This is a genomic window from Actinoplanes sp. NPDC051388, assembly GCF_055586225.1.
The window spans coordinates 225,878-252,500 of sequence record NZ_JBVJIP010000013.1 but is presented as its reverse complement, the minus strand read 5'-3'; the positions used below and the strand labels follow the sequence as shown (position 1 = coordinate 252,500).

Annotated in this window: 17 protein-coding genes; 12 read left to right on the top strand and 5 right to left on the bottom strand. The window is 71.3% G+C overall.

Translation table 11 applies throughout. From position 1 onward, the window contains the following. Positions 1-12 precede the first annotated feature (12 nt). Together ACZ6TI_RS30505 and ACZ6TI_RS30500 are read left to right on the top strand one after the other, a co-directional pair. Positions 13-9,294 carry a SpvB/TcaC N-terminal domain-containing protein gene (locus ACZ6TI_RS30505; protein ID WP_465348615.1) on the top strand — a complete coding sequence of 3,094 codons (9,282 nt, stop codon included), beginning with the start codon at positions 13-15 and terminating at the stop codon, positions 9,292-9,294. A 10-nt stretch (positions 9,295-9,304) separates the two neighbouring features. After that, positions 9,305-9,829: a hypothetical protein gene (locus tag ACZ6TI_RS30500; RefSeq protein ID WP_465348614.1), complete on the top strand. Its 525-nt coding sequence runs from the start codon at positions 9,305-9,307 to the stop codon at positions 9,827-9,829. A gap of 8 nt (positions 9,830-9,837) precedes the next feature. Here ACZ6TI_RS30500 and ACZ6TI_RS30495 read toward each other — a convergent pair whose 3' ends face one another. The 3 genes from ACZ6TI_RS30495 to ACZ6TI_RS30485 are packed head-to-tail and all read right to left on the bottom strand — an operon-like array spanning position 9,838 to position 14,051. Then, the gene (locus ACZ6TI_RS30495) at positions 9,838-10,212 is read right to left on the bottom strand and encodes a VOC family protein (protein WP_465348613.1); all 375 of its coding nucleotides are present in this window, start codon (positions 10,210-10,212) and stop codon (positions 9,838-9,840) included. A 56-nt stretch (positions 10,213-10,268) separates the two neighbouring features. Continuing rightward, complete coding sequence (locus tag ACZ6TI_RS30490) at positions 10,269-11,039, bottom strand: hypothetical protein (protein ID WP_465348612.1); 771 nt, start codon at positions 11,037-11,039, stop codon at positions 10,269-10,271. A 21-nt stretch (positions 11,040-11,060) separates the two neighbouring features. Beyond that, positions 11,061-14,051, bottom strand: a complete 2,991-nt coding sequence (locus ACZ6TI_RS30485) for a discoidin domain-containing protein (protein WP_465348611.1) — start codon at positions 14,049-14,051, stop codon at positions 11,061-11,063. A gap of 286 nt (positions 14,052-14,337) precedes the next feature. Here ACZ6TI_RS30485 and ACZ6TI_RS30480 point away from each other — a divergent pair, with 286 nt between their 5' ends. The 9 genes from ACZ6TI_RS30480 (at position 14,338) to ACZ6TI_RS30440 (ending at position 22,084) form a co-directional block, all read left to right on the top strand. Continuing rightward, entirely contained in the window at positions 14,338-15,582 is a 1,245-nt protein-coding gene (locus tag ACZ6TI_RS30480) for an ABC transporter substrate-binding protein (protein WP_465348610.1), read from the top strand. Beyond that, positions 15,579-16,484, top strand: a complete 906-nt coding sequence (locus ACZ6TI_RS30475) for a carbohydrate ABC transporter permease (protein WP_465348609.1) — start codon at positions 15,579-15,581, stop codon at positions 16,482-16,484. Before ACZ6TI_RS30480 ends, ACZ6TI_RS30475 begins: the two co-directional genes overlap by 4 nt. Next, entirely contained in the window at positions 16,481-17,374 is an 894-nt protein-coding gene (locus ACZ6TI_RS30470; protein WP_465348608.1) for a carbohydrate ABC transporter permease, read from the top strand. The genes ACZ6TI_RS30475 and ACZ6TI_RS30470 overlap by 4 nt, the downstream gene beginning before the upstream one ends. A 78-nt stretch (positions 17,375-17,452) precedes the next feature. Beyond that, positions 17,453-17,722 (top strand): flagellar biosynthesis protein FliQ, encoded by a 270-nt coding sequence (fliQ, locus tag ACZ6TI_RS30465; protein WP_465348607.1) that lies wholly within the window; start codon positions 17,453-17,455, stop codon positions 17,720-17,722. Positions 17,723-17,861: 139 nt separating this feature from the next. After that, entirely contained in the window at positions 17,862-18,221 is a 360-nt protein-coding gene (locus ACZ6TI_RS30460; RefSeq protein ID WP_465348606.1) for a YciI family protein, read from the top strand. Continuing rightward, the gene (locus ACZ6TI_RS30455) at positions 18,221-19,426 is read left to right on the top strand and encodes an RNA polymerase sigma factor (protein ID WP_465348605.1); all 1,206 of its coding nucleotides are present in this window, start codon (positions 18,221-18,223) and stop codon (positions 19,424-19,426) included. Before ACZ6TI_RS30460 ends, ACZ6TI_RS30455 begins: the two co-directional genes overlap by 1 nt. Before the next feature lie 29 nt (positions 19,427-19,455). After that, positions 19,456-20,187: a response regulator transcription factor gene (locus ACZ6TI_RS30450; protein WP_465348604.1), complete on the top strand. Its 732-nt coding sequence runs from the start codon at positions 19,456-19,458 to the stop codon at positions 20,185-20,187. Beyond that, positions 20,184-21,533, top strand: a complete 1,350-nt coding sequence (locus tag ACZ6TI_RS30445) for a HAMP domain-containing sensor histidine kinase (RefSeq protein WP_465348603.1) — start codon at positions 20,184-20,186, stop codon at positions 21,531-21,533. The genes ACZ6TI_RS30450 and ACZ6TI_RS30445 overlap by 4 nt, the downstream gene beginning before the upstream one ends. A gap of 35 nt (positions 21,534-21,568) precedes the next feature. Next, a complete protein-coding gene (locus ACZ6TI_RS30440) occupies positions 21,569-22,084 on the top strand; it encodes a hypothetical protein (RefSeq protein ID WP_465348602.1) in 516 nt (171 codons plus the stop codon). A gap of 3 nt (positions 22,085-22,087) precedes the next feature. Here ACZ6TI_RS30440 and ACZ6TI_RS30435 read toward each other — a convergent pair whose 3' ends face one another. Both ACZ6TI_RS30435 and ACZ6TI_RS30430 read right to left on the bottom strand, forming a co-directional pair. Then, positions 22,088-22,858, bottom strand: coding sequence for a DUF5995 family protein (locus ACZ6TI_RS30435; RefSeq protein ID WP_465348601.1), 771 nt, complete (start codon positions 22,856-22,858; stop codon positions 22,088-22,090). Positions 22,859-22,994: 136 nt separating this feature from the next. Continuing rightward, positions 22,995-25,805: an AAA family ATPase gene (locus tag ACZ6TI_RS30430; RefSeq protein ID WP_465348600.1), complete on the bottom strand. Its 2,811-nt coding sequence runs from the start codon at positions 25,803-25,805 to the stop codon at positions 22,995-22,997. A 174-nt stretch (positions 25,806-25,979) separates the two neighbouring features. Between ACZ6TI_RS30430 and ACZ6TI_RS30425 the strand changes: the two genes are divergently transcribed. Beyond that, positions 25,980-26,621 (top strand): adenylate/guanylate cyclase domain-containing protein, encoded by a 642-nt coding sequence (locus ACZ6TI_RS30425; protein ID WP_465348599.1) that lies wholly within the window; start codon positions 25,980-25,982, stop codon positions 26,619-26,621. Positions 26,622-26,623 lie beyond the last annotated feature (2 nt).

The window sequence follows — 26,623 nt, the reverse complement described above, 5'->3', positions numbered from 1 at the left end:
GGAGGTCCGTCCATGTCCCGGCTCCTTGTGCCCGCCCGGAATCCACTGGCCCGCCGCCCCCTGGCCGGCGCCGCCGCCATCCTGCTCATCCTGGCCATGGCCGTGCAGACCGCTGCGGTCATCCGCCCTGGCGGCGACCCCGCCGGGCGGTCCGCACCGACCGGCCCATTCCTGGTCGATCCGCTGCTGGCGAGCTTCCGGGCCGCCGCGCCGCAGCCGGAGTGCGCCAAGCCGCAGCTGCCGGCCGCGGCCGGCGCGGTCGCCGAGCCGGGCAAGCACCTGCTGCTCACCCACGACCGGGCCGGCCTGACCTTCGGGCCGAAGGCGGTGACCGGGCGCACGGCGATCAAGGCCGAGTCGCTCTGCGGCGCCGACCTGGCCGAGCTGGACAGCGGGATGACGAACGTGACCTCGGGTCCGCGCCGGGGCTACCGCTTCCTGCCGCACACGACGTTCGCCGCCGACCTCGAGGTCAGCCTGCCCTACGACCGTGAGCTGATCCCGCCGGGCCAGTCCGAGCAGGACATCCACGTCTTCTACTTCGACGAGAAGCGCAAGATGTGGCAGGCGCTCAGCCGGATCGGCGTGGACACCGCGGCCGGCGTCGTGCGCAGCCGCACCAACCACTTCACCGACATGATCGCGGCCACGGTCACCGTGCCGGACCACCCGGAGACGGTCACCAACAACCCGACCAGCATCAAGGACATCACCGCGGCCGACCCGTCGTCCGCGGTCAACCTGGTCGAGCCGCCGGCCGCGGACTCCAGTGGCGCCGCCCGGCTGGGCTATCCGATCGAGCTGCCGCCGGGCCGTGCCGGAATGTCGCCGCAGCTGTCGCTCACTTACGCCTCCGATCGCGCCAACGGCTGGGCCGGTGTCGGGTGGGACCTGGTCACGCCGTCCATCGCCGTGGACACCCGGTGGGGTGTGCCGCGCTACGACGCCGCCAAGGAGACCGAGACCTACCTGCTCAACGGCGCCGAGCTCACCCCGGTCGCGCATCGGGGCGAACCGGCCGCGCGCACCGCGGAGAAGGTCTTCCACACCCGGGTCGAGGGCGCCTTCCAGCGGATCGTGCGGCACGGCGACGGCCCGGCCGGCTACTGGTGGGAGGTGACCGCGAAGGACGGCACCAGCACGATCTTCGGTGGCACCGCGGAGAGCCGGCTCGCCGACGGGGCCGGCAACGGGTTCCGCTGGCCGGTGCGTGAGGTGCGCGACCTCAACGGCAACACCATGACCTATGCGTACGACACGGTGGCCGACCCGGGCGTGGCCGGCGGCACCGTGCCGGGCGTCCAGATCTACCCCCGCAGCATCAACTACACCGGCTTCGGCGACCGGCCCGGCGGTTACACCGTCACCTTCGTCCGAGACCGTGACCTGCCCGGCTTCCAGCGCCGGCCGGACGTGCAGATCGACGCCCGCGGCGGCTTCAAGATGGTCACCGCCGACCTGCTCAGCCGGATCGAGGTCAAGCGCGGCGAGCAGGCCGTCCGACGCTACGACCTGGGCTACACCCGGGGCGCGTTCGGCAAGACGCTGCTCGCCACGGTGACCCAGGCCGGAAGCGACGGGACCGCGTTCCACACGCACCGGTTCGGCTACCACGACGACCTCGGCGCGGCGGACGGCAGCTACGAGGGCTTCGCCGCGGTGCGCACCTGGCAGACCGGCGACGACGACGTGAGCGCCGGGCTGCTCGGGCGTGGCGGGGCCAGCGCGATCAGCGGCAACCGGAGCACCTCGGTGGGCGGGCACTCGTACGTCGGGTACAACCCGCTGCTGCCGCTCAAGCAGGGCTCGGCCGGCGCCAAGGTGGGCTACACCGAGGGCGACAGCGAGGGTGTGCTGGCACTCGTCGACCTGAACGGCGACGGCCTGCCGGACAAGGTGTTCAAGGACGGCAACGGCGTCTCCTTCCGGTTGAACACGTCCGGGCCGGACGGGTCCAGCGACTTCTCCGGTGCGGTGCGCCGGGTGCCGACGCTGCCCGCCATCCACGGGGAGAGCACCAGCACCACCTCGGTCGGCGCGGAGCAATATCTGGTGGGCAACGCGTTCGTCAACCGCTCGCGGACCGCCACCAGCAACGACACCTACCTCTCCGACGTCAACGCGGACGGCCTGCCGGACCTGGTCGACCGTGGCCGGGTCCGGTACAACCGGCTCGGCCCGGACGGCGTGCCCACCTTCGAGGCGAACAGCGCCGGCAGCCCGGTGCCGATCGAGGACGGCGTGGTCGACACCGCCGCGCTGACCCGCCGGCCGGACGCCGCGGCCGAGGATCCGATCGTCTTCCCGCTGATCGACACGTTGCGCCGGTGGACCGCTCCGTTCGACGGGCGGGTCGCGGTCACCGGCGAGGTGGCGCTGGTCGAGGACACCACGCCGGACCGGGCCGGCTATCCGGCCGACGGCGTACGGGTGGCCGTGCAGCACGACGGCGCCGAGCTGTGGACGGCACGGATCGCGGCCACCGACTACTCGGCACACACGCCGGACGGGGTCGGCGCGATCGAGGTCAAGCGCGGCGATCATCTCTACTTCCGGGTCGGCTCGGCCGGCGACGGCGCCTACGACCAGGTGCGCTGGGATCCGCGGATCGCCTATCTGGACCTGCCCGCGACCCCGGACGTGAACGGTCTGGACGCCTACTCCTACGCGGCCGCGGCCGACTTCGTGACCGCCGGGCGTCCGGGCGCGCACGTGCTGGCGCCGCTGAACGGCACGGTCCGGCTGTCCGGCGCGTTCACCAAGACCGCGGCCACCACTGACGACGTGACCGTGCTGGTGCTCAAGAACGGGCAGCCGGTGCTGAGCCGGGAGATCCCCGGCGCCGCCACCGGGCCGGTCGACGTGGGCCGCGACATCGAGGTGGCCGAGCAGGACAAGATCGAGCTGCGGGTGCAGGTGGACTCGCCGATCGACGTGACCGCCCTGAGCTGGCAGCCGAAGATCGCCTACGTCGCCTCGCCGGACCTGCCGGTCACCGAGGACGAGAACGGGAACCCGATCGTCCAGCTGCACCCGCCGTTCGACATCGACACCTACGCGCAGGCCGAACCGGCCACGCCGGCGCGGGCCTGGGTGGCGCCGCGGACCGGCACGGTGCGGTTGACGCCGCTGGTCGACCGGAACGGGCCGGACGGCACGGTGATCTTCACCGTGAAGAAGCGTGGCCAGCTGGTCGCCAAGACGCGGGAGGCGTCCGTCGATCTCGCGGTGACCGAGGGCGACGAGCTGTTCTTCGACTTCTCGGCGGCCGATCCCGAGCTGGGTCGCCGGCTGTCCGCGCCGCGGGTCGAGGTGCGCCCGCCCGGCGACCCGGAGGCGACACCGGAGATCGCCCCCGCGGCCCTGCACACCGCCACCGCGCAGGGACTGTTCGGCCGTTCGTACCGTGGCTGGGCGTACGCCGGGTACAACGGCGAGGGGGAGCGCGGCGCGCAACCCATCCGCGAGGCCGACCTCAACGTCGGCTTCACCGACGAGTCCACTTTCGACCCGCTGACCGCGCCGGCCCATCCGTTCCTGCCCTTCCCGGAGCAGCGGCAATGGCGCGGGGCGGACGAGGACACCTGGGTGGCCGCGGGCACGATGAGCAGCTCACGCTTCGGCCCGGACGCGGTCGCCGCGACCGGGACGGCGACGCAGATGGCGACCCAGGCCGCGGCCCGGGCGGTGTCCCGGCGCGGCAGCGGCGCGCAGACCGCGGTCGGCGCCGGCGCCTCGTTCCTGTCCGGATCGCTGTCCACCGGCGACACCACCGGCGAGACCGAGTTCCTCGACCTCAACGGCGACAAGTTCCCGGACGTGGTGAGCGCCGGCCGGGTGCAGTACACGACGCCCGGCGGCGGCCTGGAGGACGGCGCCCGCGCGGTGGCCGGCCTGGGTGCGCCGCGGCAGGCCGACGCGTCGGCGAAGAACGTCGGCGTCGGCGGCAGCCCGGCGGCGTTCTTCCCGAACGGCTCCGGCGACGTGGACGCCACCGGCGGGAACACCCGCCGGGGCAACAGCACCGGCACCCAGATGACCCCGCTCGGCCTCTCCGGCGGACTCGGCGCCGGCGACTCGACGCCCGGCTCGGATCTGGCCGACGTCAACGGCGACGGCCTGCCGGACCGGATCTCCAGCGGCAGCGGTGGGCTCACCGTCGCGCTCAACCTGGGCTATGGCTTCGCGCCCGCCGAGCCGTGGGGTGACGCGCGGCTCAACCAGGGCGGCAGCGAGAACGGCTCGCTCGGCGCCAACCTGGGCTTCAACGGCGGCATCTACGACTTCGCCGGCGGCCTGTCGCTGAGCAAGGACAAGTCGCAGACCGGGCAGACGCTGGCCGACCTGAACGGCGACGGGCTGGCCGACCGGATCCGCCCGGGCGGCGGCACGGTCCGGGTGGGCTTCAACACCGGCAACGGGTTCGCGCCGGACGTCGCCTGGTCCGGCGGGATGAGCGGGGTGTGCGCGGACGACACCCGGCTGGGCATCAGCGACATCGACTGGGACACGACGCGGATCTGCTCCGGCACCACCGGGCTGGGCGCGGGCGCCTACTTCACCATCGGCATCGGTCCGCTCTGCCTGCTGGCCTGCTACCTGATCGTCAACCCGGGCGCGGACGGGAACACCTCGATGTCGCGCGAGGAGGCCGCGTTCCGCGACATCGACGGCGACGGGTACGCCGACCACATCGCCAGCTCCGACGACAGCAGCATGAAGGTGGCGCTGAACAGGACCGGCCGGACCAACCTGCTCAAGTCGGTGGAACGCCCGCTCGGCGCCACCATCAGCCTGGACTACAGCCGTTCGGGCAACACCGAGTCGGCGCCGGAATCCCGCTACGTGCTGTCCCGGGTGGCGGTGCACGACGGCCACCCCGGCGACGGCGCGGACACCCAGCTGACCACCTTCACCTACGAGGGCGGGGTGCAGGACCGGCTCGAACGGACCTTCCTGGGCCACGCCAAGGTGATCGAGCAGCACCGCAACCCGGGCAGCAACAACGCGGTCTACCGGACCATCACCCGGGAGTACCGGACCGACAGCATCTTCGCGGCCGGCCTGCCGACCAGGCAGACCACCGCGGACGCGGCCGGGCGCAAGTTCGTCGAGACGCTGCGCACCTACCGTCTGCGGGACGTGGCGACCGGCGCGGCGGTGGCCGACCCGCACAGCACCACGGCCACCGTGTTCCCCGAGCTGATCCGCACCGACGAGCTGTTCTTCGAGGGCACCGCGACGGCCGCCAAGACGACGGCGACCACGTTCGCGTACGACGCGGCCGGCAACATCGTCCGGGTGCTCGACCTCGGTGACACCGGGGCGCTGGACGACGTCGAGACGGCGACCGGCTACAGCTCGTGCCCGTCGACCCATGTGCTGGGCGTCGCGAACAGCACCGTGGTCACCGCGCCCGGCCGGGCCGGCAAGGAACTGCGGCGCAGCGCCGCCGACGTGAACTGCGCGACCGGCGACGTCACGCAGGTGCGCGAGTCGCTGGGCGGGTCCGGTGCGGAGGCCACCGCGATCACCGACCTGGCCTACTTCCCGGACGGGAACATCCGCCAGGTCACCGGGCCGCGCAACGCCCGCGGCCAGCGCTACCAGCTGGCCTACGCCTACGACCCGGACCTGAGCACGCACGTCGCCCGGGTCACCGACAGCTTCGGGCTCTCCTCGGCCAGCACCTACGACCTGCGGTTCGGGGCGTTGAACCGGTCCGAGGACACCACCGGCAACGCCACCTCGTACACGTTCGACGAGTTCGGCCGCACCGCCACCGTCACCGGCCCGTACGAGCAGGGCGGCGACACCGCGACGATCCGCTTCGAGTACCACCCCGAGGCGGGCGTGCCGTGGGCGATCAGCCGGCACGACGACAGGTTCCGCAGCGCCACCGACACGATCGACACGGTCCAGTTCGTGGACGGCCTGGGCCGCGCCGTGCAGACCAAGAAGGACGCCACCGTCCACGCCGGACCGGACGCGCCACCGATCGACGTGATGACGGTGTCCGGCCGGTCGCAGTTCGACTTCGTCGGGCGGACCGTCGGCACCTCCTATCCGGTGACCGAGGAGCTCGGCACGCCGGGCGTCTTCAACGAGAGCGTCGACGAGATCAGCCCGAGCCGGCTGACCTACGACGTGCTGGACCGCGGCACCTCGATGCGGCTGCCGGACGGCACCGGCACCCGGACCGCGTTCGGCTTCGGACCGGACCGGGCCGGCGTCACCCAGTTCCGCAGCATCGCGACGGACGCCTCGGGCACCGAGAAGCGCACCTATCACAACGTGCGTGACCTGGTGACCGCCATCCAGGAGCCGCACGCCACGCCGTCCGGCGCGCCGACCGACATCTGGACCAGCTACGGCTACGACCCGCTGGACCAGCTGATCGAGGTCAAGGACGACCGCGGCAACCTGAGCCGGACCGAGTTCGACCTGGCCGGCCGGGTGACCGCGGTGACCACGCCGGACGGCGGGCGCACCGAGACCGCCTACGACACCGCGGGCAACCCGATCAGCAAGGCCACCGCCAACCTGCGGGCCAGGAACAAGAAGATCACCTACACCTACGACTTCACCCGGCTGGAAAAGATCAACTACCCGATCAACAGCCAGAACAACATCACTTACACGTATGGGCGGCCGGGCGCCCCGGAGAACACGGCGGGCCGGGTGGCGTCGATCAGCGACGGCGCCGGCCGGCAGGAGCTCGGCTACGGCCGGCTCGGCGAGACCGTGCGGGAGACCCGGTATCTCGGCGGGTCGGATCACGACGTCGCGACGAACAGCGGGTACACGACGCGGTACGTCTACGACACCTTCGGGCGCCTGCGGACGATGACCTATCCGGACGGCGAGGTGCTGACCTACGCGTACGACTCCGGTGGTCAGGTGCGGGCGGCGGCCGGGCAGAAGGGCGCGCACGCGTACCCCTACGTGAACCGGCTCGAGTACGACAAGTTCGACCAGCGCGTGCTGCTGGAGGCCGGCAACGGCACCCGGAGCACCTGGGCGTACGGCGACGAGGACCGCCGGCTGTCCACCCTGACCGCGAGCGACACCCGTGGCCTGTTCGAGAACCGCAGCTACGCCTACGACGAGGTGGGCGACGTCGAGGCGATCGTCAACGACGTGGCGGTCCGGGAGCGCACCGGCGACGGCATCGCGACCGGCCCGACCTACCAGACCTTCCAGTACGACGACCAGCACCGCCTGCTCGAGGCGAACGGCAGCTATCTGGCCGATCCGCGCACGACGAACGAGTACCAGACGATCCTCAACTACGACCCGATCGACAACATCGTCGGCAAGTGGCAGCGGCACGAACTGGTGAACAACGCCGACGGCACGCGCGACCGGCTCGCCAGGACCAGCTACGACTGGGTCTACCACTACGAGGGCGCCCAGCCGCACGCCGTCTCCAAGGTCGGTGACACCGAGTTCTCCTATGACCTGAACGGCAACCAGACGCATCGCGAGCCGGACGACGGCGACGACCGGGATCTGGTCTGGGACGAGGAGAACCAGATCCGCAGCGTCGACGACGACGACGAGAACGAGTACACCTACGACGCGTCCGGCGCCCGGGTGGTCAAGGAGGAGGACGACGACCGGACCGCGTACCCGAATCAGTTCTTCACCGTCCGGAACGAGCAGAAGGGCACCAAGCACATCTTCGTCGGCACCACCCGGATCGCCTCCAAGGTGGTCCGCAGCGGCGACCGGCACGACCCCGACCCGCTCGAGAAGGACCAGTTCTTCTATCACGGCGACCACCTGGGCAGCACCAACGACGTCACCGACCGGGACGGCAAGCTGCTGCAGCACCAGGAGTACTTCGCCGGCGGCGAGGGCTGGGTCTCGGAGACCCGCGGCGACGACCCGGAGCCGGACTACCGGTTCGCCGGCAAGGAGTTCGACAACGAGACCGGGCTCTACTACTTCGGCGCGCGCTACTACGACCCGCGGCTGGGCACCTGGCAGAGCCCGGACCCGGCGGGCGAGGGATATCTGTCCGGCGCGCCGCAGGGCGGCGTCTTCAACACCGACAACCTCAACAGCTATGCGTACGGGTACCAGAACCCACTGAAATACACCGACCCCGGCGGCGCCCTGCCCAGCCCCTGGCAGCTGATCAGCATCGGCAGCGGCGTGGTGAGCCTGGTGCAGAACGTGCGCGAGGGCAATTACGGCGCGGCGGCGTTCGACGCGGTCGGGGTCGCCCTCGACACCGCGACGTTCTTCACGCCGGTGCCCAGCGCGGCCGGTTCGGTGATCGGCGCGGTCCGCGGCGGCGGCAAGGCGGCCGGCGCCCTGAAGGCGGCGACCAAGGGCGGCGAGGCGCTGCGCACCGCGGACCACGCCGGCGATACCGCGCGGGCGGCCGACAAGATCGCCGACGCGAACACGGTGAACAAGGCGTCCAAGGCCGACAACGTCGACGACGCCGGGTCGACGGTGGCCAACAAGGGACCGGACTGCACCAGCAACAGTTTCGCCCCCGGCACCCTCGTGGTGATGGCGGACGGCAGCCGCAAGCCGATCGAGGACGTGGTGGTCGGCGACCTGGTGCTCGCCACCGATCCGGCGACCGGGCGCACCTCGGCCCGGCGGGTCACCGCGGCGATCGTCGGCCAGGGCGAGAAGGATCTGGTCGACGTCGCGGTGGAGAGCGACGGCCGGGTCCGCTCGGTGACCGCCACGGCCGGGCATCCGTTCTGGGTGGCCGAACTCGGCCGATTCGTGAACGCGGGCGACCTGGTGGCCGGGGAGTCGCTGCGGTCGCCGACCGGCGCCGAGGTGCGGATCCGGGCGACCGCGAGCCGGGTCGAGCCGGCCCGGGTGCACAACCTCACCGTCGAGCAGGCGCACACGTTCTACGTCCTGGCCGGCGACACGCCGGTGCTGGTGCACAACTGCACCGGCGGCGTGGACCACCGCGGCAACCCGTGCGACTGCAAGATCGCCGCGGACAACCATCGCGGGCGGCTGAACGCGGACCTGGCCAAGCAGGGCAAGCAGCGGCTGCCGGACGACTACGACTCGCACCACGCGGTGCCGCAGTACTACCGTGATCACCCGGATTTCAAAGGTTTCGACTTCGACTCACCGGCTAATCTTCGCGGTGTGCAGGGGTCCCGGGCCGGGCCGGACAAGAACGTGCATCAGGTGATCACCAACGAGTGGGCGGCCTTCCAACAGGCCCACCCGAACGCCAGTCGGGCGCAGATCGAGCAGTTCGCCCGGCGGGTGGACGAGAACTTCGGATCCTTCTATTGGAGGTAGTCGCGCCGGCATGAGCGAACTTTCCGAATGGAAGGCGGAGATGCGCCCCGAGCTCGAGCGGCTCGGGGCGATCTTCGAACAGCGCTTCGGCTATCCGGCGGAGGCCAACTTCGTCGCCGAACCGGATCCGGACTTCGACCCGGCCGCCGACGCGCTCTTCCCGCCCGCCCTGGCCGCCTTCTACGCCGAGGTGGGCGAGGTCTGCCTGCCGGACATCCACATCGGATATTTCATCCATCCGGCGAAGCGGCTGCCGCAGTCGGTCGAGTGGGGGCTGCCGGTCCGGTCCGAGGCCGGTGCGATCGGCGACGTCGCGACCTTCGGCACCGACGGCGGCGGCGGCTTCCTGGTGCTGGCGCGCGCCGACGGCACGATCCACCACCTGCCGCCGGGTGGCCTGCTGGAGGGCGTCTACACCGGCGGCCTCGGCGAGCCGGTGCGGATCGCCGAGGACTTCGCCGGGTTCCTGAGACTGCTGCTGACCGTGGTCAAGGACTTCGCCTGGACCGGCCAGACGACCGGCCTGCTGCCCTAGGGTCCACCCTAGGCGTTCTGCCAGAGGCCGATCAGGTTGCCCTCGGTGTCGTGGAAATAGGCGCTGAAGCCCATGTCGCCGACCGGCTGGCGGCCGATCGCCACCTTGCCGCCGAGCTTCTCCACGCGGGCCAGCGCCTCGTCCAGGTCCTCGACCCCGACGGTGATCACCGGCGCGGTGATCGGGCCCTGCCGGGAGAGCATGCCGCCGTTGATCGATCCGGGCGACTTCGGGGCGCCGCGCTCGTCGGATTCACCCGTCTGCACCATCACGTATTGGAACTGCGGCATCGCGTTGAGCTGCCACCCGAACGCTTCGCGGTAGAACGTCGTGGCGCGCTCGCCGTCGTCGAACGGCACCTCGAAATGAACGACGCTGTCCATCGCCAACCTCCCTGTGAACCGGACCCGCCCCAGACTTCTCGCATGTCAGGGGCGGGTCAAGCACCCTGAGCCGGAAGGAGATGGGTTTCGGCGAGCTCGGTCAGGCCGGCGTCGGGGTGCTCCAGGATCCAGCGCACCGTGCCGGAGAGCATGTCCGCCACCTGGATCCGCGGGTGCTGCTCGATTTTCAGGAAGCGCACCTCGGCGAGCAGGCCGCCGGACAGCTCGCGGATGTGCTCGACCCGGCGGGCCGGCAGCATGATCTGCCGGTCGTGCAGCACGGTCACCGGACCCCAGTGCCGGGCCGCCGCGACCAGGGCCGGCACCAGCGGGTCGAGCACCGAGTTGACCGCCGGGTCGGCGAGCAGCCAGGAGCGGAACAGCTCGGCGCGCTCGCGGCCCTCGGTCAGCCCGGAGACCCGGAAGAACTCGTCCACCACGCCCGGCTGGTCCTTGCTCCGCAGCAGGTCGTTCGCGGCGGCGAGGAAATAGGGCGACCGGTCGACGGTGGCCGGGTCGAGGTCGAGCAGCTCGGCCAGCCGGGTGGCGACCCACTCCGTCTTGTCCAGCACGAAGACGCGGCCGTGGCCGAGGACCGGGCTGTGCGGGCCGAGGAACCAGCGCAGGTGCGCCCGGTGCTTCTCGCGCAGCAGGTGGTTCGCGCGGTAGGCGCTGACCGGGGACTTCACCCGGGCGCGCAGCTCGGCGAGCAGGTCCTTGGCGACGGCCTCGTCCATCTCGACCGAGGCGTGCGCGAAGAGTGGCGTGGTGGAGTCGATGAGCTTCTCGCCCTCATAACCCGACTCGTCACACCAGACCTCGCGCACGCCTGCATTTCTACCTGTCGGTCAGGTGCGGTACACACCCAATTCCCAGAGCGAGTAGCCGTAGCCGGTGGCCCGGACCGTGCCGTTGACCCGCACATAGCGCCCGGAACCGCTGATGTTCAGGCTGTCGAAGCCACCGTCGCCACTGGTGGTGGCGTAGACGTTGGTCCAGCTGTTGCCGTCGTTCGAGGTCTGCACCTGGTACGACCGCGCGTACGCGTCCTCCCAGGCCAGCTGCACGTGGTTGAACGACTGCACCGAGCCCAGGTCGACCTGCACCCACGCGGTGTCCAGCCACTCCGACGCCCACCGGGTGCCGTAGTTCCCGTCCACCGCGTACGCCGGCAGCTGCGGCCCGTTGGTGCCGGTCGGCTGATAGGACGACGCGGTCGCCGGCCGGCCGCGGGACAGCTCGGTCCCGCCGACCGTCGGCGGCACCACCCGGAACGAGCGCTGCTCGATGCCGACGTTGCCGTGGCCGTCGAAGGCGTACACGTAGACCTTCCAGACGCCGAGCTTCTCCGGCGCCCGCACCGAGAACGAGGTGCCGTTCTGGGTGAAGGTCAGGTTCGTCAGGCCGACGTTGCCGTTGATGTGCTTCTCGCTGGCCATCAGGTTGTAGCGGATCAGGTCGCCCTGCGGGTCGGTGGCGTTCACCGACACCGGGAAGGTTCCGCCGGCCGGCACCGCCTGCGGCGTGCCGACGGTCATCGCGGTGATCTCCGGCGGCGTGTTCGACGCGGCCTGCCCGGTGTACGCCTGGCGAAGTGCGTGATACCCGAGCCGCCGCCACCCGCCGGTCGTGGTGTTCAACCAGACGCCGCCGAAGTCGTTCTCCAGCCCGTAGTGGAACTCGGTCGCGCCCAGCGCCACGCCCGGGTGCCCCTTGATCGCGTTCCAGCTGTCCGTGTAACCCTGCCGCTTCTGCAGATCGGTCGGCTCGGTGGGCACCCCGTTGGCGTCGTTGGGCACCTCCCACTCGCCGTCCGGCCCGCCCTCGGTCAGCACGTACGGCTTGGTGTACCCGCCCGCGATCCAGTCCCGCTTCACGGTGTCGATCGCGCCGTACGAGTTCACCGCCAGCAGGTTCAGCGCCGGGGAGTACTGCCGGTAGTACGTCCACGCCTGGGTGTACGCGTCCGTCGAGGTCACCGGGTGATTGGGGTCGGCCGCCTGCACGGCCAGCGCGACCTCGTTGACGAACCGGGCATAGGCCACCCGCCGCGCCTCCACCACGTCGGCCGCCAGCCCGTGGTCCTGCATGGTCAGGATGACCTCGTTGCCGACGTCCCACATCAGCACGCCCTGGCGGTTCTTGAGCGCGTTCACCCGGGCCACGATCTCGGCCTTGGCGGCGTTCTTGTACGCGGTGTCGTTCACATAATCGGCGCCCTGGTTGAGCCAGTGCCCGACGATCACCTTGATGCCCTGCTGCGCCGCCCGGTCGAGCAGCGTGGGGGTGTTCGCGTCGTCCACGCCCCAGGTGCGGATCGTGTTGACGCCCATGTTCTTCAGGTCGCGCATGTATCCGTCGGCGGCCGCCTGCGGAGGCCCGTACGTGATGCCCTTGATCTCATAGGGGCTGCCGTTGACCTGCAGCTGCCAGTTGCCCTGCGAGCCGGTGACCCGGACCGTGCTGGGACCGGCGGGCGTGGCCGGATCGGTCATCAGCGCCGGCGTCGTCCCGGTCGCGCGCGAGACGGTGACCGAGTCGACGCTGAGCACGCCGCCGCTGGTGGTCTCCGCGTTCGGCGTGGTCCGGCCGGCGATCGCGTTCGGCAGTGAGCCGCCGATCGCCAGGTCCAGCCGCAGATAGAAGCCGTGCTGCACGGCGGCCTGCCAGGCGGCGACGCCGACCTGCGACTCGCGGACCACCCAGGTCTGCCGGCCGTCGAGATAGAACCGGATCTCCTCGTCGGTCTTCGTGCGGTCGATCACCTGACTGAACTCGTGGTAGCCGGTCTTGCAGCCGGTGCACGACGCCAGCCCGCTGGACCGTCCGTTGTACTCCGCGCAGACGCCGTCCGGCGCGGTGCCGCAGTGCAGCGTCTGGGCCAGCTGACCGCGCCCGTTGACGTCGGTCATGATGTCGGTCTCGCCGATGCCCGGCCAGTTGGTGAAGTTGCCGCGGAAGGCCGCGCCGGTGGCGCGGAAGGCCGGCCAGTAGCCGAGCCCGTTCGCCACGTCGGGCTGCTTGAGCACGGCCGCGAACTTGAGCATCTCGCCGCGCGCCGGGCTGAAGTCGGCCCGCTGGGTTTCCAGGCGGCCCGAGGTCCAGTTGCCGGCGCCGTCCCGGATCGCTTTGATGTTCAGCTTTCCGCCGCCGTCCAGGCTGACGTTGGCGGTGGAGTTGCCGGCCGTCTCGACCGAGCCGGTGCCCCAGTTGGCCGCGCCGCCCGGATATTGGGTGCCGGTGCGCAGCAGCCAGTTGCCGCCGGACGGCGAGGTGCCGGCCGCGCCGTCGAAGCCGTCGGTCCAGACCTGGGTCCACCCCGGTTCGGGCTGCGGATCGGGGTCGGTCGGCGTCCCGCCGCCGTACACCTTGAACTCCCACAGCGAGTAGCCGTAGCCGGTGCCGCGGGTGGTGCCGTACATCCGCACGTAGCGGCCGCTGCCGGTGACCGCGTGGGTCTCGGTGCCGCCGACGCCGCCGGTGACGGTCTTGACGGTGGTCCAGTTGCCGCCGTCGTTCGAGGTCTGGATCTGGTAGCCGCTGCCGTACGCGGTCTCCCACTGCAGCACGACCTGGCTGATGGTGGCGGTGGCGCCGAGGTCGACGGTCAGCCATTGGGGATCGCTGAACTGGCTGGACCATCGGGTGCCGGCGTTGCCGTCGACCGCGTTGGCCGCGGTCACGTCGCCGCCTTCGACGGACGAGGCGGTGGCGGGTCGGCCCTGGGAGAGAAGGGTGTCGGCGGCGTGCGCGCTGAGCTGGGCGATGCCGAGGTACGCGACCACGACGCCGATGACGAGGAGGGGGATGAGTCGGCGGATGACCGGAGCCGGATGCACGGGGATCTCCTGACTGGTCGCGAGCGTGGGAAAGCGCTCTCCATGATGGCCGAAGTGTTACGCCAGGCTTTCGGTCATGTCAATGCCTCGATGCGTGAGGACGGGTCGAAGACGGACGAATAACACTTTCTTGCCGTCCGCTCGTACCGGCCTCGGAAAGCGCTCTCCGACAGAGAATCATGCACCTGCTCTGCAAGCTTTGGATGATCGGTTGATGCGTGCTCGGCCGTTCGGGGGTCACCGTATTGATCGACACAGATGTTTCCGTCCGGTGGCGGAGGTTGCCGTGCGACGAGTGCTGCTCACCGGCCTGATCGCCGTGATCCTGCTGGGCACGGCCGCGGCCTGCGGCGAGGACGACGGCCGCATCCACCTCACCGTGGGCACCTTCGGCGCGTTCGGATTCGGGCCGCTCTACCGCGAATACGAGGCGCTGCATCCGGGGATCCGGATCACCGAGCGGGTCACCCGCAGCGAGGACCACCACAAGAACCTCGCCGCGCACCTGGCCACCCGGACCGGCGCGGCCGACGTGGAGGCGATCGAGGAGGGCTGGATCAGCCAGTTCGCCAACGCGCCCAACCGGTTCCGCGACCTCAACCGCTACGGCGCCGGGACCGTCCGGACGCGCTGGCCGGACTGGAAGTGGGCGGCCGGCGTGGCGCCCGACGGCCGGGTGGTCGGGCTCGGCACGGACGTCGGCGGCATGGCCATGTGCTATCGCAAGGACCTGCTCGCCAAGGCCGGTCTGCCCACCGATCGCGAGGCGGTCGGCCGACTCTGGCCCAGCTGGGAGGAGTACATCGCGACCGGCATCACCTACAAGCAACGGGTGCCGGACTCCGCGTTCTTCGACGGGCCGGCCGCCATCTACCGCGGCATCCTGGGACAGAGCAAGGTCGGCGTGTACGACGGGAACAACAACGTCGTGGTGGCCACCAACCCGGCGGTCAAGCGCGCGTGGGATCTCACCGCGCAGGCGTTGCAGGCCGGGCTCTCCGCGAAGCAGGCCGCCTTCACCGCGGACTGGACCGCCGGTCTGGCCCAGGGCCGGTTCGCCACCATCGCCTGCCCGTCCTGGCTGACGAACTACATCCAGTCCGAGGCGTCCTCGGCGAAGGGGCAGTGGGACATCGCGACGGTGCCCGGCAAGGGCGGCAACTGGGGTGGTTCGTGGCTGAGCGTGCCGGCCCAGACCGAGCACCCGGCCGAGGCCGTCGTGCTGGCGATCTGGCTGACCGCGCCCGAGCAGCAGGCCAAGGTGTTCCGGGAGACCGGCAACTTTCCGTCCACAGTGGCGCTCTACCGGGACGGGGTGATCCGCGACCGGTCGAGCGAGTTCTTCGGCAACGCGCCGGTCGGGCGGATCTTCTCGGCGTCGGTGACCGCGCTGGTGCCGCAATATCAAGGACCCCGCTCGGGCGACATCAACGGCCGCATCACCGACGGCCTGATCCGGATCGAGCAGGGCCGCGACACCCCCGACGAATCGTGGCGCAAGGTGCTGCGAGAGGTGGACGCGCTCTCGTGAGGCGGCGCTCCCGGTTCCATCGGCTGGACGCCCGCGTTTCGCCCTATCTCTACGTGCTCCCGTTCTTCGTGCTGTTCGGTTTGTTCGGCGCGTTCCCGCTGTTCTACACGGTGTGGGTGTCGATGTTCGACTGGGATTTCCTGGCCGACACGCACACCTTCATCGGGCTGGACAACTACACCCGGCTGTTCGGCGACTACACGTTCTGGAACGCGGTGGTCAACACCCTGCAGATCCTGGTGCTGGCGACGATCCCGCAACTGGTGCTCGGGTTGCTGCTGGCCTATGCGCTGAACCAGGGCCTGCGCGCGCCGCAACTGTGGCGGATGAGCGCGCTGCTGCCGAACATCACCAGCGTGGCCGCCGTGGCGGTGGTCTTCGGCCAGCTCTTCGGCCGCGACTACGGCCTGATCAATTGGCTGCTCGGGCTGCTCGACCTGGGCGCGGTGGACTGGCAGGCGGGCAAGGCGTCCTCGCAGACGGCGATCGCCGTGATGATCATCTGGCGGTGGACCGGCTACACCGCGCTGATCTACCTGGCCGCGATGCAGGGCGTGCCCAAGGTGCTCTATGCCGCGGCGGCCCTCGACGGCGCCTCGAGGTTCCAGCAGTTCCGGCTGATCACGCTGCCCGCGATCCGCCCGACCATCGTGTTCACCGTGATCGTCTCGACCATCGCCGGCATGCAGGTGCTGGCCGAGCCGTTGCTGTTCGGCGGCGGCGGCCTGACCGGCGGCTCGGACCGCCAGTTCCAGACCCTGTCGCTCTATCTGTACGAGGTCGGCTTCGCCCGCTGGGAGTTCGGCTACGCGTCCGCCGCGGCCTGGGTGACGTTCGCCCTGATCCTGGTCGCCGCGCTGGTGAGCTATCTGTCCGTCGCGCGGCTCCGGAGGCACGAATGACCGCGACCGCCACCCGCCCGCCGAGCCGGTCGGGTCCGCCGATGCGGCACTCCCGGCACGCCGTGCGCCGCTCCCGCGAACACCGCCCGAGCCGGCTGGTGGTGCTGATCCTGCTGGCCGTCGGGTTCTTCTCGATCTTCCCGTTCTACTGGTCGGTGGTGGTGGCGTCCCAGGACAACGCGGTGCTCAGCCAGACACCGCCGCCGCTGCTGCCCGGCGGTCATCTGATCGAGAACATCGAGCGCGCGTTCGGCAGCGCGCCGATGAGCCGGGCGCTGCTCAACTCGTTCCTGGTGGCCGGCACCATCACGATCAGCGTGGTGTTCTTCTCCGTGCTGGCCGGTTTCGCCTTCGCCAAGCTGCGTTTCCGGGGCAGCCGCGCGCTGCTGCTGATCATCATCGCCACCATGATGGTGCCGACCCAGCTCGGCATCATCCCGCTCTACCTGGTGATGGCGAAGTTCCAGCTGGTGGGCAAGCTGCCCGCGGTGATCGTGCCGTTCATGGTGAGTGGGTTCGGCGTGTTCTTCATGACGCAGTACCTGCGCGCCGCGGTGCCGGACTCGTTGATCGAGGCGGCGCGGGTCGACGGCTGCGGCATGTTCAAGGTGCTGTGGCACGTGGGGTGGCCGGCCGCCCGCCCGGCCGCCGCGGTGCTGGCCACGCTGACCTTCATGTCCGCGTGGAACGACTTCTTCTGGCCACTGGTGGCGCTGAACCCGGACGATCCGACCGTGCAGGTCGCCCTCTCCACGCTGGCCAGCGGCGACGTCGGCGACTTCTCGCTGATCCTGACCGGCGCCACCATCGCGACGGTGCCATTGCTGCTGGTCTTCGCCCTGCTCGGCCGTCACATCATCACCGGGATCATGCAGGGCAGCCCACGCTGAACACCCGGTAACCGAACGGCAACCAACGTTCACCCGTTTCGCTCTCCGGCTTTTCTCAAGTCCGGCGAACTGATGGGCATGACCGACACGCAGATCGTCGAGCTGGGCCTGCAGGCCATGACCATCGCCGCGAAGATGTGCGCGCCGGTGTTGTTGACCGCGCTGCTGATCGGTTTCGCGATCTCGCTGTTCCAGTCGGTCACGCAGATCCAGGAGGCGACGCTCTCGTTCGTGCCGAAGGCCATTGGGGTGGGTGCGGCGATTCTGTTCTCGGGTAACTGGATGTTGCACGAGATGATCAAGTTCACTCAGGACCTGTTCGAGAAGATCCCCACGCTGCTCGGCTGAACCACCCGCCGAAAGACTGAAGAGCCGCCCGGTGATCCGGGTGGCTCTTTTTTCGTGAGAATGTGTCCTCCGGTGTCGAGAACCGGCCGACGGCTCCGACCAGCCGGTGACCGATGCTCTTGGGGATAGGGAGACAGCGATGAAGTACATGCTGATGATGTTCGGCGACGCCGAGGACATGATGGCCGAGCAGGACACCGACTGGGTCCGCGAGATGGTCGCGTTCATGACCTCCTTCAACGAGGAGATCACCGCCAGCGGCGAGATGGTCTCCGCGGAGGGGCTGGAGTTCCCGTCCGCGGCGAAGACGATCTCGCTGGACAACGGTCAGGTGACCGTCACCGACGGTCCGTTCGCCGAGGCCAAGGAGTCGCTCGCCGGCTACTGGATCTGGGACGTCAAGGACGAGGCCCGCGCGATCGAGCTGGCCTCCAAGATCGTCAAATGGGCTCAGCGGGTGGAGTTGCGGCCGGTCGCCGCCGGGCCGCCGGAGGTCTGATGGAGCAGGTGCTGCGCGAGCTGGCGCCCCAGGTCCTGGGCGCGCTGGCCCGGCGTTACGGCCAGTTCGACGCCGCCGAGGACGCGGTGCAGGAGGCGCTGCTCGCGGCCGCCACCCAGTGGCCGGCCGAGGGCGTGCCGGACAACCCGCGATCCTGGCTGATGGCGGTCGCCGGCCGCCGGCTGGTGGACGAGTTCCGCAGCGAGAGCGCCCGGCGCCGGCGCGAGGAGAGCGTCTTCCAGCTCGACGTGGAGCCCGGCTCGGTCAGCTCCCGGGACGACACCCTGAGCCTGCTCTTCCTCTGCTGCCACCCGTCGCTCTCGCCGCCCTCACAGCTCGCGCTCACCCTGCGCGCGGTCGGCGGCCTCACCACCGGCGAGATCGCCAGCGCGTTCCTGGTGCCGGAGACCACCATGGGCCAGCGGATCAGCCGGGCCAAACAGAAGATCAAGAGCAGCGGGCTGCCGTTCGCGCTGCCCCCGCCGGCCGAGCGGGCAGAGCGGCTGCGGGTCGTCCGGCAGGTGCTCTACCTGGTGTTCAACGAGGGCTACACGACCAGCGGCGGCCCGGCGTTGCTGCGTGCCGACCTGACCGCCGAGGCGATCCGGCTCACCCGGATGCTGCGCTCGCTGACCCCGGACGACGTGGAGACCGGCGGATTGCTGGCGCTGATGCTCCTCACCGATGCCCGCCGCGCGGCGCGGTCGGACGCGCAGGGCGCGCTGATCCCGCTGGACGAGCAGGACCGGTCGCGGTGGAGCGCCGAGCAGATCGCCGAGGGCGTGGCGCTGGTGTCGGCGACCCTGGGCAAGGGCCCGGTCGGTCCCTACCAGCTGCAGGCGGCGATCGCGGCGCTGCACGACGAGGCGAAGACCGCGGACGCCACCGACTGGCCGCAGATCCTGGCGCTCTACGAGGTGCTCGAGCGGGTGTCGCCGGGCCCGGTGGTGACGCTGAACAAGGCGGTCGCGGTCGGCTGGGCCCGCGGACCGCTGGCCGGGCTGGCCGCGCTCGGCGAGCTCGACGGCGACGAGCGGATGGCCGGCAACCACCGGGTCGAGGCGGTCCGCGCGCACCTGCTGGAACGAGCCGGCGACCGCAAGGCCGCGCACCAGGCCTATCTGAAGGCCGCCGGGCTGACCACCAGCGTGCCGGAGATGCGCTACCTGACCCTGCGGGCATCCCTTACCGCGTCCGAACATTGAGCCGGCCGCCCGGCGGGCATGATGGTCGGGTGACCGATACGACCGGCAAGGGCCTCGTGCTGGTGGTCGAGGACGAGCGCCCGATCGCCGACCTCGTGCGGCTCTATCTGAGCCGGGAGGGCTTCGGCGTGCACGTCGAGCACGACGGCAGCCTCGGTCTCTCCGCCGCCCGCCGGATGCGGCCGGTGGCCTGCGTGCTGGACATCGCGCTGCCCGGCCTGGAGGGCACCGAGATCTGCCGGCGGATGCGCGCCGACGGCGACTGGACGCCGGTCATCTTCCTCACCGCCCGCGACGACGAAGTGGACCGGATCCTCGGGCTCGAGCTCGGCGCGGACGACTACGTGACCAAGCCGTTCAGCCCGCGCGAGCTGGTCGCGCGGGTCAAGGCCCTGGTGCGCCGGGCGGCCGGTCCGGAGCAGGGGGCGAAGGTGCGCGCGCTCGGCCCGGTCGTCCTCGACCCCGGCCGTCGGCTGGTCACCGTGGACGGCAGCCCGCTGACCCTCACCCCGACCGAGTTCGACCTGCTCGGACACCTGCTCGGTCGGCCGGGGCGGGTGTTCACCCGGGAGGAGCTGCTGGCCTCGGTCTGGGGATACGCGTCGCATGCGGGCACTCGTACCGTCGATGTGCACGTGGCCCAGGTCCGCGCCAAGCTGGGGGAAGCCGCCGGCCTGATCCGCACGGTCCGCGGAGTCGGTTACACCGCAGATACGTCCGCCGCCCCGCCCACCGCCCCTGACCGGAAAAAAGAATCTTGATTTTCCGGACACTGACCGCGCGCGTCGTGCTCATCACGGCCGCGACCGCGGTGATCGCGGTGATCATCACCGCGCTGGTCGCCGTGCCGATCGCGGTCCGCGCGGTGAACAACCAGGTGCGCGCCGAGCTGATGGAGAAGAGCGCGCTCGCCGTCGAACTGCTCGCCACCGAACGCCCGGCCGCCCGCGAACGCATCGTCAGCCGGCTCCGCGACGACGACATCGCGGTCTACCTGATCCGGCGCGGCGTGGTGGACACCCCCGGCCTGCCGCAGCGGGTGATCAAGCAGGTCTCCGAGGGCGCCGTCGTGGACACCCGCGGCATGGTCGGCGGCCGGGCCGAGTTCATCGTCGGCCGCCCGCTCACCGGCAACTCCAGCGGCGTCGTGCTCACCCGGCCGGTCAGCTCCGGCACCGCGGGCGGCCTGCTCGGCGGGGTGTGGATCGCGCTGCTCGCCGGTCTCGCCGGTGGGTTGCTGGCCGGCGCGGTGCTGGCCCGGCTCATCGTGCGGCCGATCCGCCGGGCCGCGGCCGCCGCCGGACACCTCTCCGCCGGCGACCGCTCGATCCGGCTCTCCACCCAGGGCCCGGCCGAGGCCGCCGAGCTGGCCGGCGCGTTCAACCAGCTCGCCAGCGCCCTGCAGGTCAGTGAGGGTCGCGAGCGCGACTTCCTGCTCAGCGTCTCGCACGAGCTGCGCACCCCACTGTCGACGATCCGGGGGTACGCCGAGGCGCTCGCGGACGGCGTCGTCGGCCCGGACGGCGCCCCGAAGGCCGGCGAGACCATGCTCGCCGAGGCGGAACGGCTGGACCGGCTGATCTCCGACCTGCTCGTGCTCTCCCGGCTGGAGGCGGCCGACCTGCCGCTCGACATCGTCGCGGTGGACCTGGTCGAGCTGATCTCGGCGGCCGCCGAGGCGTGGGCGCCGCGCTGCGGCCCGGACGGGCCGAGCCTGCACACCGAGCTGCCCGGCGATCCGGTGCCGGTGCACACCGACCCGGGCCGGATCCGGCAGGTGGTGGACGGGCTGTGCGAGAACGCGTTGCGGGTGGTGCCGCAGGGCGCGCCGCTGATCCTGGCGGTTCGGGCCACGCCGGCCGGGGGAGTGGTGGAGGTGCGTGACGGCGGGCCCGGGTTCGCCGACGAGGATCTGGCGGTGGCGTTCCAGCGGGGCGCGTTGAACCGCAAGTATCGGGGGATTCGCAAGGTGGGCAGCGGGCTCGGGCTGGCTCTCGCGGCGCGGCTGGTGGCCCGGCTCGGCGGGACCATCGAGGCGGGGCATGCGGGGGAGGGCGGGGCGCGGTTCACGGTCACGTTGCCTTACACGATTCGTACACAGCGCTGACTCTGTGCTCGCATGGCGGGGCGAGTCTCTTCGCTATGACTCGTACCCGGATCGCACTCACCGTGACCACCCTCGGCCTGGCCTCTGTCCTGGGTCTTTCCGCCTGTGGCGGGCCCGCGACCACCGCCGCGGCCGACCTCGGCGATGAGATCGCCGCCCTGCAGCAGGTCGGGTTCGAGGTGGCGCCCGACCCGTCCTCGTCCGCCGCACCCGCCGCGCCGGACCGCGCCGAGAAGCGTCAGGAGCGGCGGCAGGCGGCCCGGAAGTTCCTGCGCAAGAACCCCCTGCACGGCGAGATGACCGTGCAGGGCAAGGACGGCGTCCGGACGGTCGTCGTGCAGCGCGGCTCGGTGACCGAGACCGACGGGAAATCGATCACCGTCAAGTCGGCCGACGGGTTCACGCTGACCTGGACCGCCGCCGCGGATCTCAAGGTCGTGCGGGACCAGGAGAAGGCCGACGCGAGCGCGATCAAGGTCGGCGCGGAGGTCGGGGTGGCCGGCGCGAAGGACGGCTCGGCCACCACGGCCCGGCTGGTCGCCGTCTCCTAGCCGCTATTGCAGGAACGTCCCGAGCGGCGACATCAGCAGCTTGCCCAGCGCGGCGGCGTTGTCGTCCAGCCGCTCCCGTTCCTTCGCCGTGGCCTTCAGATCGTGGCGCACCGCCCAGAGCTTCTGGGCGTTGCGCCACGCGACGTTCCGGGTGTATTCCACGACCTCGCCCTGCCACCAGTCGTCCAGATCGCCGTTCATGGTGTCGATCAGCAGCTGCCACTTCTCCAGGTATCCCCGGCGCAGCTCCGGGATCGCCTCCGCGAAGATCTCGTTGATCTGCAGGTAGTCCAGGTGCTGATCGCCGTCGTCCACCGGATCGGATCCGATGTGGTCGAAGGTGGTGACCAGCGCGAACGGCAGGTCGAAGTTGATGTGCGCGTTGACACCGGCGGCGGCCGACGGCAGCGGACGGCAGTCCGGGCCGGCGATCCGGTGGAACAGCACCGACCAGACCCGCGGGCAGCTCGCGTGGCCGTCGCTCCAGGCCCGCAGCGCCTCGAAGTAGCGGGCCGCGAACTCGACGTCCAGCCGGGCCAGGAACTGCGGATCGGCGAAGCGTCCCTCATAGAGCCGCTCGAGCACGCTGGTGGTGATCCGCAGGTAGAGCCGATTGAAGTCGGCGAGAGGGTTGCTGTCATGCAGCGGGGGCACCCGCTCGAGCACGTCCTGCAGCTTGGTGAGCTGGTCGACCACCGCCGGCACGTCCTCGGGATGACGTGTCAGAAGCGCGGACATGTCCGGATGCACGGGTCCCCAGACCGGCTCGGTCATCGGGTTTCCTCCATGTCTTGCCGGGGCCCCCAGCACCGCCCGGCGCCGGGCCGGCGCCGGGCGGTGCTCCCCCGTGGCCCGACTCTTGCACCACGGGGGTACGCAGGGATCGGTAGAACGACGTATATACGTATGCCTAGGCTGCGGTGCGGTTCTCCAGATAGAGCCGGCTGGCCTGCACCCGGCTGCGCACCTGGAGCTTGTCGAAGATGTGGCCGACGTGGACGCCGACCGTGCGCTCGCTGATGAACAGACGCTGCCCGATCTCACGGTTGGTCAGGCCCTCCGCGACCGCGGCCAGCACCTCGCGTTCCCGGCCGGTGAGCGCGGCCAGGTCGTCGCCGGGCGCTTCCGGCGCCGGCATCGCAATCGTCTCGTCGTCGGTGCCGAGCGAGACCTTCGCCCGGCCGGCCACCGCGGTGATCTCGGCGGCCAGCGGCCTGGCCCCCATCGCCTGAGCGGTGCCGAACGCCTGGCGCAAGGCCGCCGTGGCGGCGGCCTTGCGACCCCGGCCCTGCAACAGCGCCTCGGCCTGCCGCAGCCGCGAATATGCCGCCGGATAGGGCTGCAGCCGCTTGTCCCAGGCCTGCGCCGCGCGGGACCAGAGCTCCGCGTCGGGCCGGTCCTCGATCCGGGTGATCTCCGCCGCGCACAGGTCCAGATAACCGTCGACCACCGCGCGCACCGGCGCCGCGGCGCTGTCCACGCCCGCGGCCATGCGGTCCACCACCACCTCGAGCCGGCGCACCGCGCCCGGGTCGACCGCGATCTCGCCGCCGCAGTGCGCCTCGGCCTCGGCCCGCAACCCGTGCCAGGCCAGCACGCCGAGCAACACCAGGTCGTCGGAGCGGGTCTCGGTCAGCCCGCGCTGCACGGCCAGCCGCGCCTCGTCGTGCCGGCCCTGCCACATCGCCAGGCCGGCTCGCAGGGTGAGCATCGGCAGCACGTGCCGCGCGCCGCCGCCGGCCAGCAGGGTGGCCACCGCGTCGAGGTCGCGCTCGGCCGCCTCGATGTCGCCGAAGCCGACCCACAACCGGCAGCGGGCCAGCAGGATGTCCGCCGCGTCGGCGCCGGACGGCCGCTGCCGCATGGCCCGCTCGAGCATGTGGTCCGCCTCGGCCCACTGCCCGACCCGGAAGAGACCGTTCGCCGCGATCGCCAGCAGCCGCAGTTGATAGGTGCGCCCGACGCCCAGGCCGGCCAGCTTGGCGGCGCCGCGGCGGGCCACCAGCACGCCCTCCTCCAGGGAGTTGAGTGGGCCGGTGAGCAGCTCGGCGAGGTGCAGATAGGCGCAGCCGACGTCGTCCGGGCGCCCGGCGCGCTCGGCCTCCTCCAGCGCCTGCCGGATCACCAGCAGGCCGGCATCGGGGTCCTCGCGGAAGGCCAGGCTGAAGCCCAGCGCGGCGCTGGCCCGCACCCGGTCGGCGGTGGAACCCTCGACCTGCTCGGCCGGCTCGAGGGCGGCGCGGGCCCGCTCGCCGGCGTCCGCATAACGCCCCAGGTGCAGCAGCAGCTCGGCCAGATAGGCCGCGGCGGTCACCCTTTCCGCCGGGGTGCAACCGGGTGCGGCGAGCGCGTTCTCGTATTCCACCTCGGCGGTGGCGGTGCGGCCCGCGGCCGCCAGGTAACGCGCCCGGCGCAGGTGGATCTCGCAGACGCCGGGACCGTCCGGGCGGGCGGCCAGCTCCTCCAGCCGGGAGAGCGCGCGCAGGTGCTCGCCACAGTGGTGGGCCGACTCGGCGGCATGCGCCAGCAGCTCGGTGCGGTCGTCGTCGCCGGTCAGCTCGAGGGCGAGGGTCCAGTGCCGGTGGGCCTCGGCGAAGCCGTAGAGCGCCTCGGCCGCGTGAGCCGCGGCGACCACCGAGGGCAGCGCGCGGGACGGCTCGCCGGCCCGCTGCCAGTGGTGGGCCAGGCGGGCGTGGTCGGGCTCGTCGGTGGTCAGCGCCTCCGCGTAACGCCGGTGCAGCGCGGCCTGCTCGACCGGCAGCACCTCCTGCTCGAGGATCTCGGCGACCAGCCGGTGCCGCAGCCGGTAACCGGCCGGCTCGCCGGCCACGATGCGGTGCGCCACCGCCGCCCGGATCGCCTCGATCAGCTGCTCCTCGCGCAGCGGCACCACCGCGGCCAGCACGTCGTGCGCCACCGGCTCGACACCGGTCGCGATCGCGCGGACCACCGCGTGCGCCGACCGGGGCAGCTCGTCCACCCGGGACAGGTAGATCTCGCGCAGCGTGTCGGACAGCTCGACCCGGCCGTCGCGCAGGTCACGGGCCAGCTCCTCGGCCACGAACGGGTTGCCGCCGCTGCGCTTGAACACCCGGTCGGAGTCCTCGGCCTGCACCCCGGGACCGGCGATCGCGGTGACCAGCTCATGCGTGCCGGATCGAGTCAGCGGGGCGAGATCGACCACCCGCACCGAGCGCAGCCGGCGCAGCTCGGCCAGCACCCGGCGCAGCGGGTGGGTGCCCTGCAACGACTCGGCGCGGACCGCGGCCAGCACCGACAGCCGCACCTCGCCGAGCCCGGCGAGCAGATAGAGCAGCAGCTGGCGGGTGCTGCGGTCGGCCCACTGCAGGTCGTCGAGCACGAGCAGCAGGCGACGGTCGCCGGCCACCTCGCGCAACGCCCGCGACACCCGCTCGAGCAGGGCGCCCGCGTCCGCGCCGTGGCTCTCGAAACCGGGGTCTCCGCGGCGCAGGGCGGACAGCACCGGGTGCAGCGGGGAGGCGTCGCCGATGTCCAGGCAGGCGCCGGAGAGCACCGCCGCACCGGCCGCCGCCATCGTTTCGGCGACCGCCCGCAGCAGCCGGCTCTTGCCGACCCCGCTCTCGCCGGTGACGAAGACCGCGGCGGTGCCACCCGGACCGACGTCCAGGAGATCGCGGCGGATCGCGTCCAGCGTCTCGGCACGCCCCACGAGGGGCGCGTCGTCCGTTTCGCCGGTCATGAAGGGCAGCCTAAACCGGAACCACCTAGCACGTTCTCGTGTGTTCGGCCCGATCTGCGTCACAAATCAGACCGTCGATCCATGTATCACAGATAGGTAGTTCTGCCGATCCGGCGGCGACGCCCGGCTGGGATTGTTTGACCTCGCCAGCGCCGAACAGGGGGAGCGTGGGAGATGACCATCATGGCGGTGCGCGTGCGCCGGCAAGCCGTGTCAGTCCTCTTCGTGGACATCGTCGGTTTCACGACGCTCGTCGACGAACTCGACTGCGCGGAAGTGCGCGCGCTGCAGATGGACTACTTCACCACGGTCTCGGCGGTGGTCCGCCGGCACGGCGGCATCGTCGAGAAGTACGTCGGCGACGCCGTGATGGCGGTGTTCGGTCTGTCGTCGCGGCGCCCGGAGGGGGGCGCCGCGGCGGCGGTCCGCGCAGGCCTGGCGATCCAGCAGGCGGTTTCCGGGGTACGCCTGGCCGGCCGGCACACGGTCCGGACCAGGGCCGGGGTCGCGACCGGGGACGTGATGGTGGACGAGGATGCGGCGCGCGACGGCGGCCACGCCATGATCAACGGCTCGGTGGTCAGCTTCGCCGCGAAACTCCAGGCCTACGCCCCGCACGACACGGTCGTGGTCTGCGAGACCACCCGCGACGTGACCGACCGCGCCATCGCCTACCAGGACCTGCCGCCGGTGTCGCTGCCCGGCCGGGCGCGTCAATTGGACCTCTGGCGCGCGTTGCCAAGTCACGTGGGGGCGGATAACCCCCGGGTCCGGCCGGGTGATTTCCGGCTTCTGGCCGTCGGCGGGACTGCCTAGCG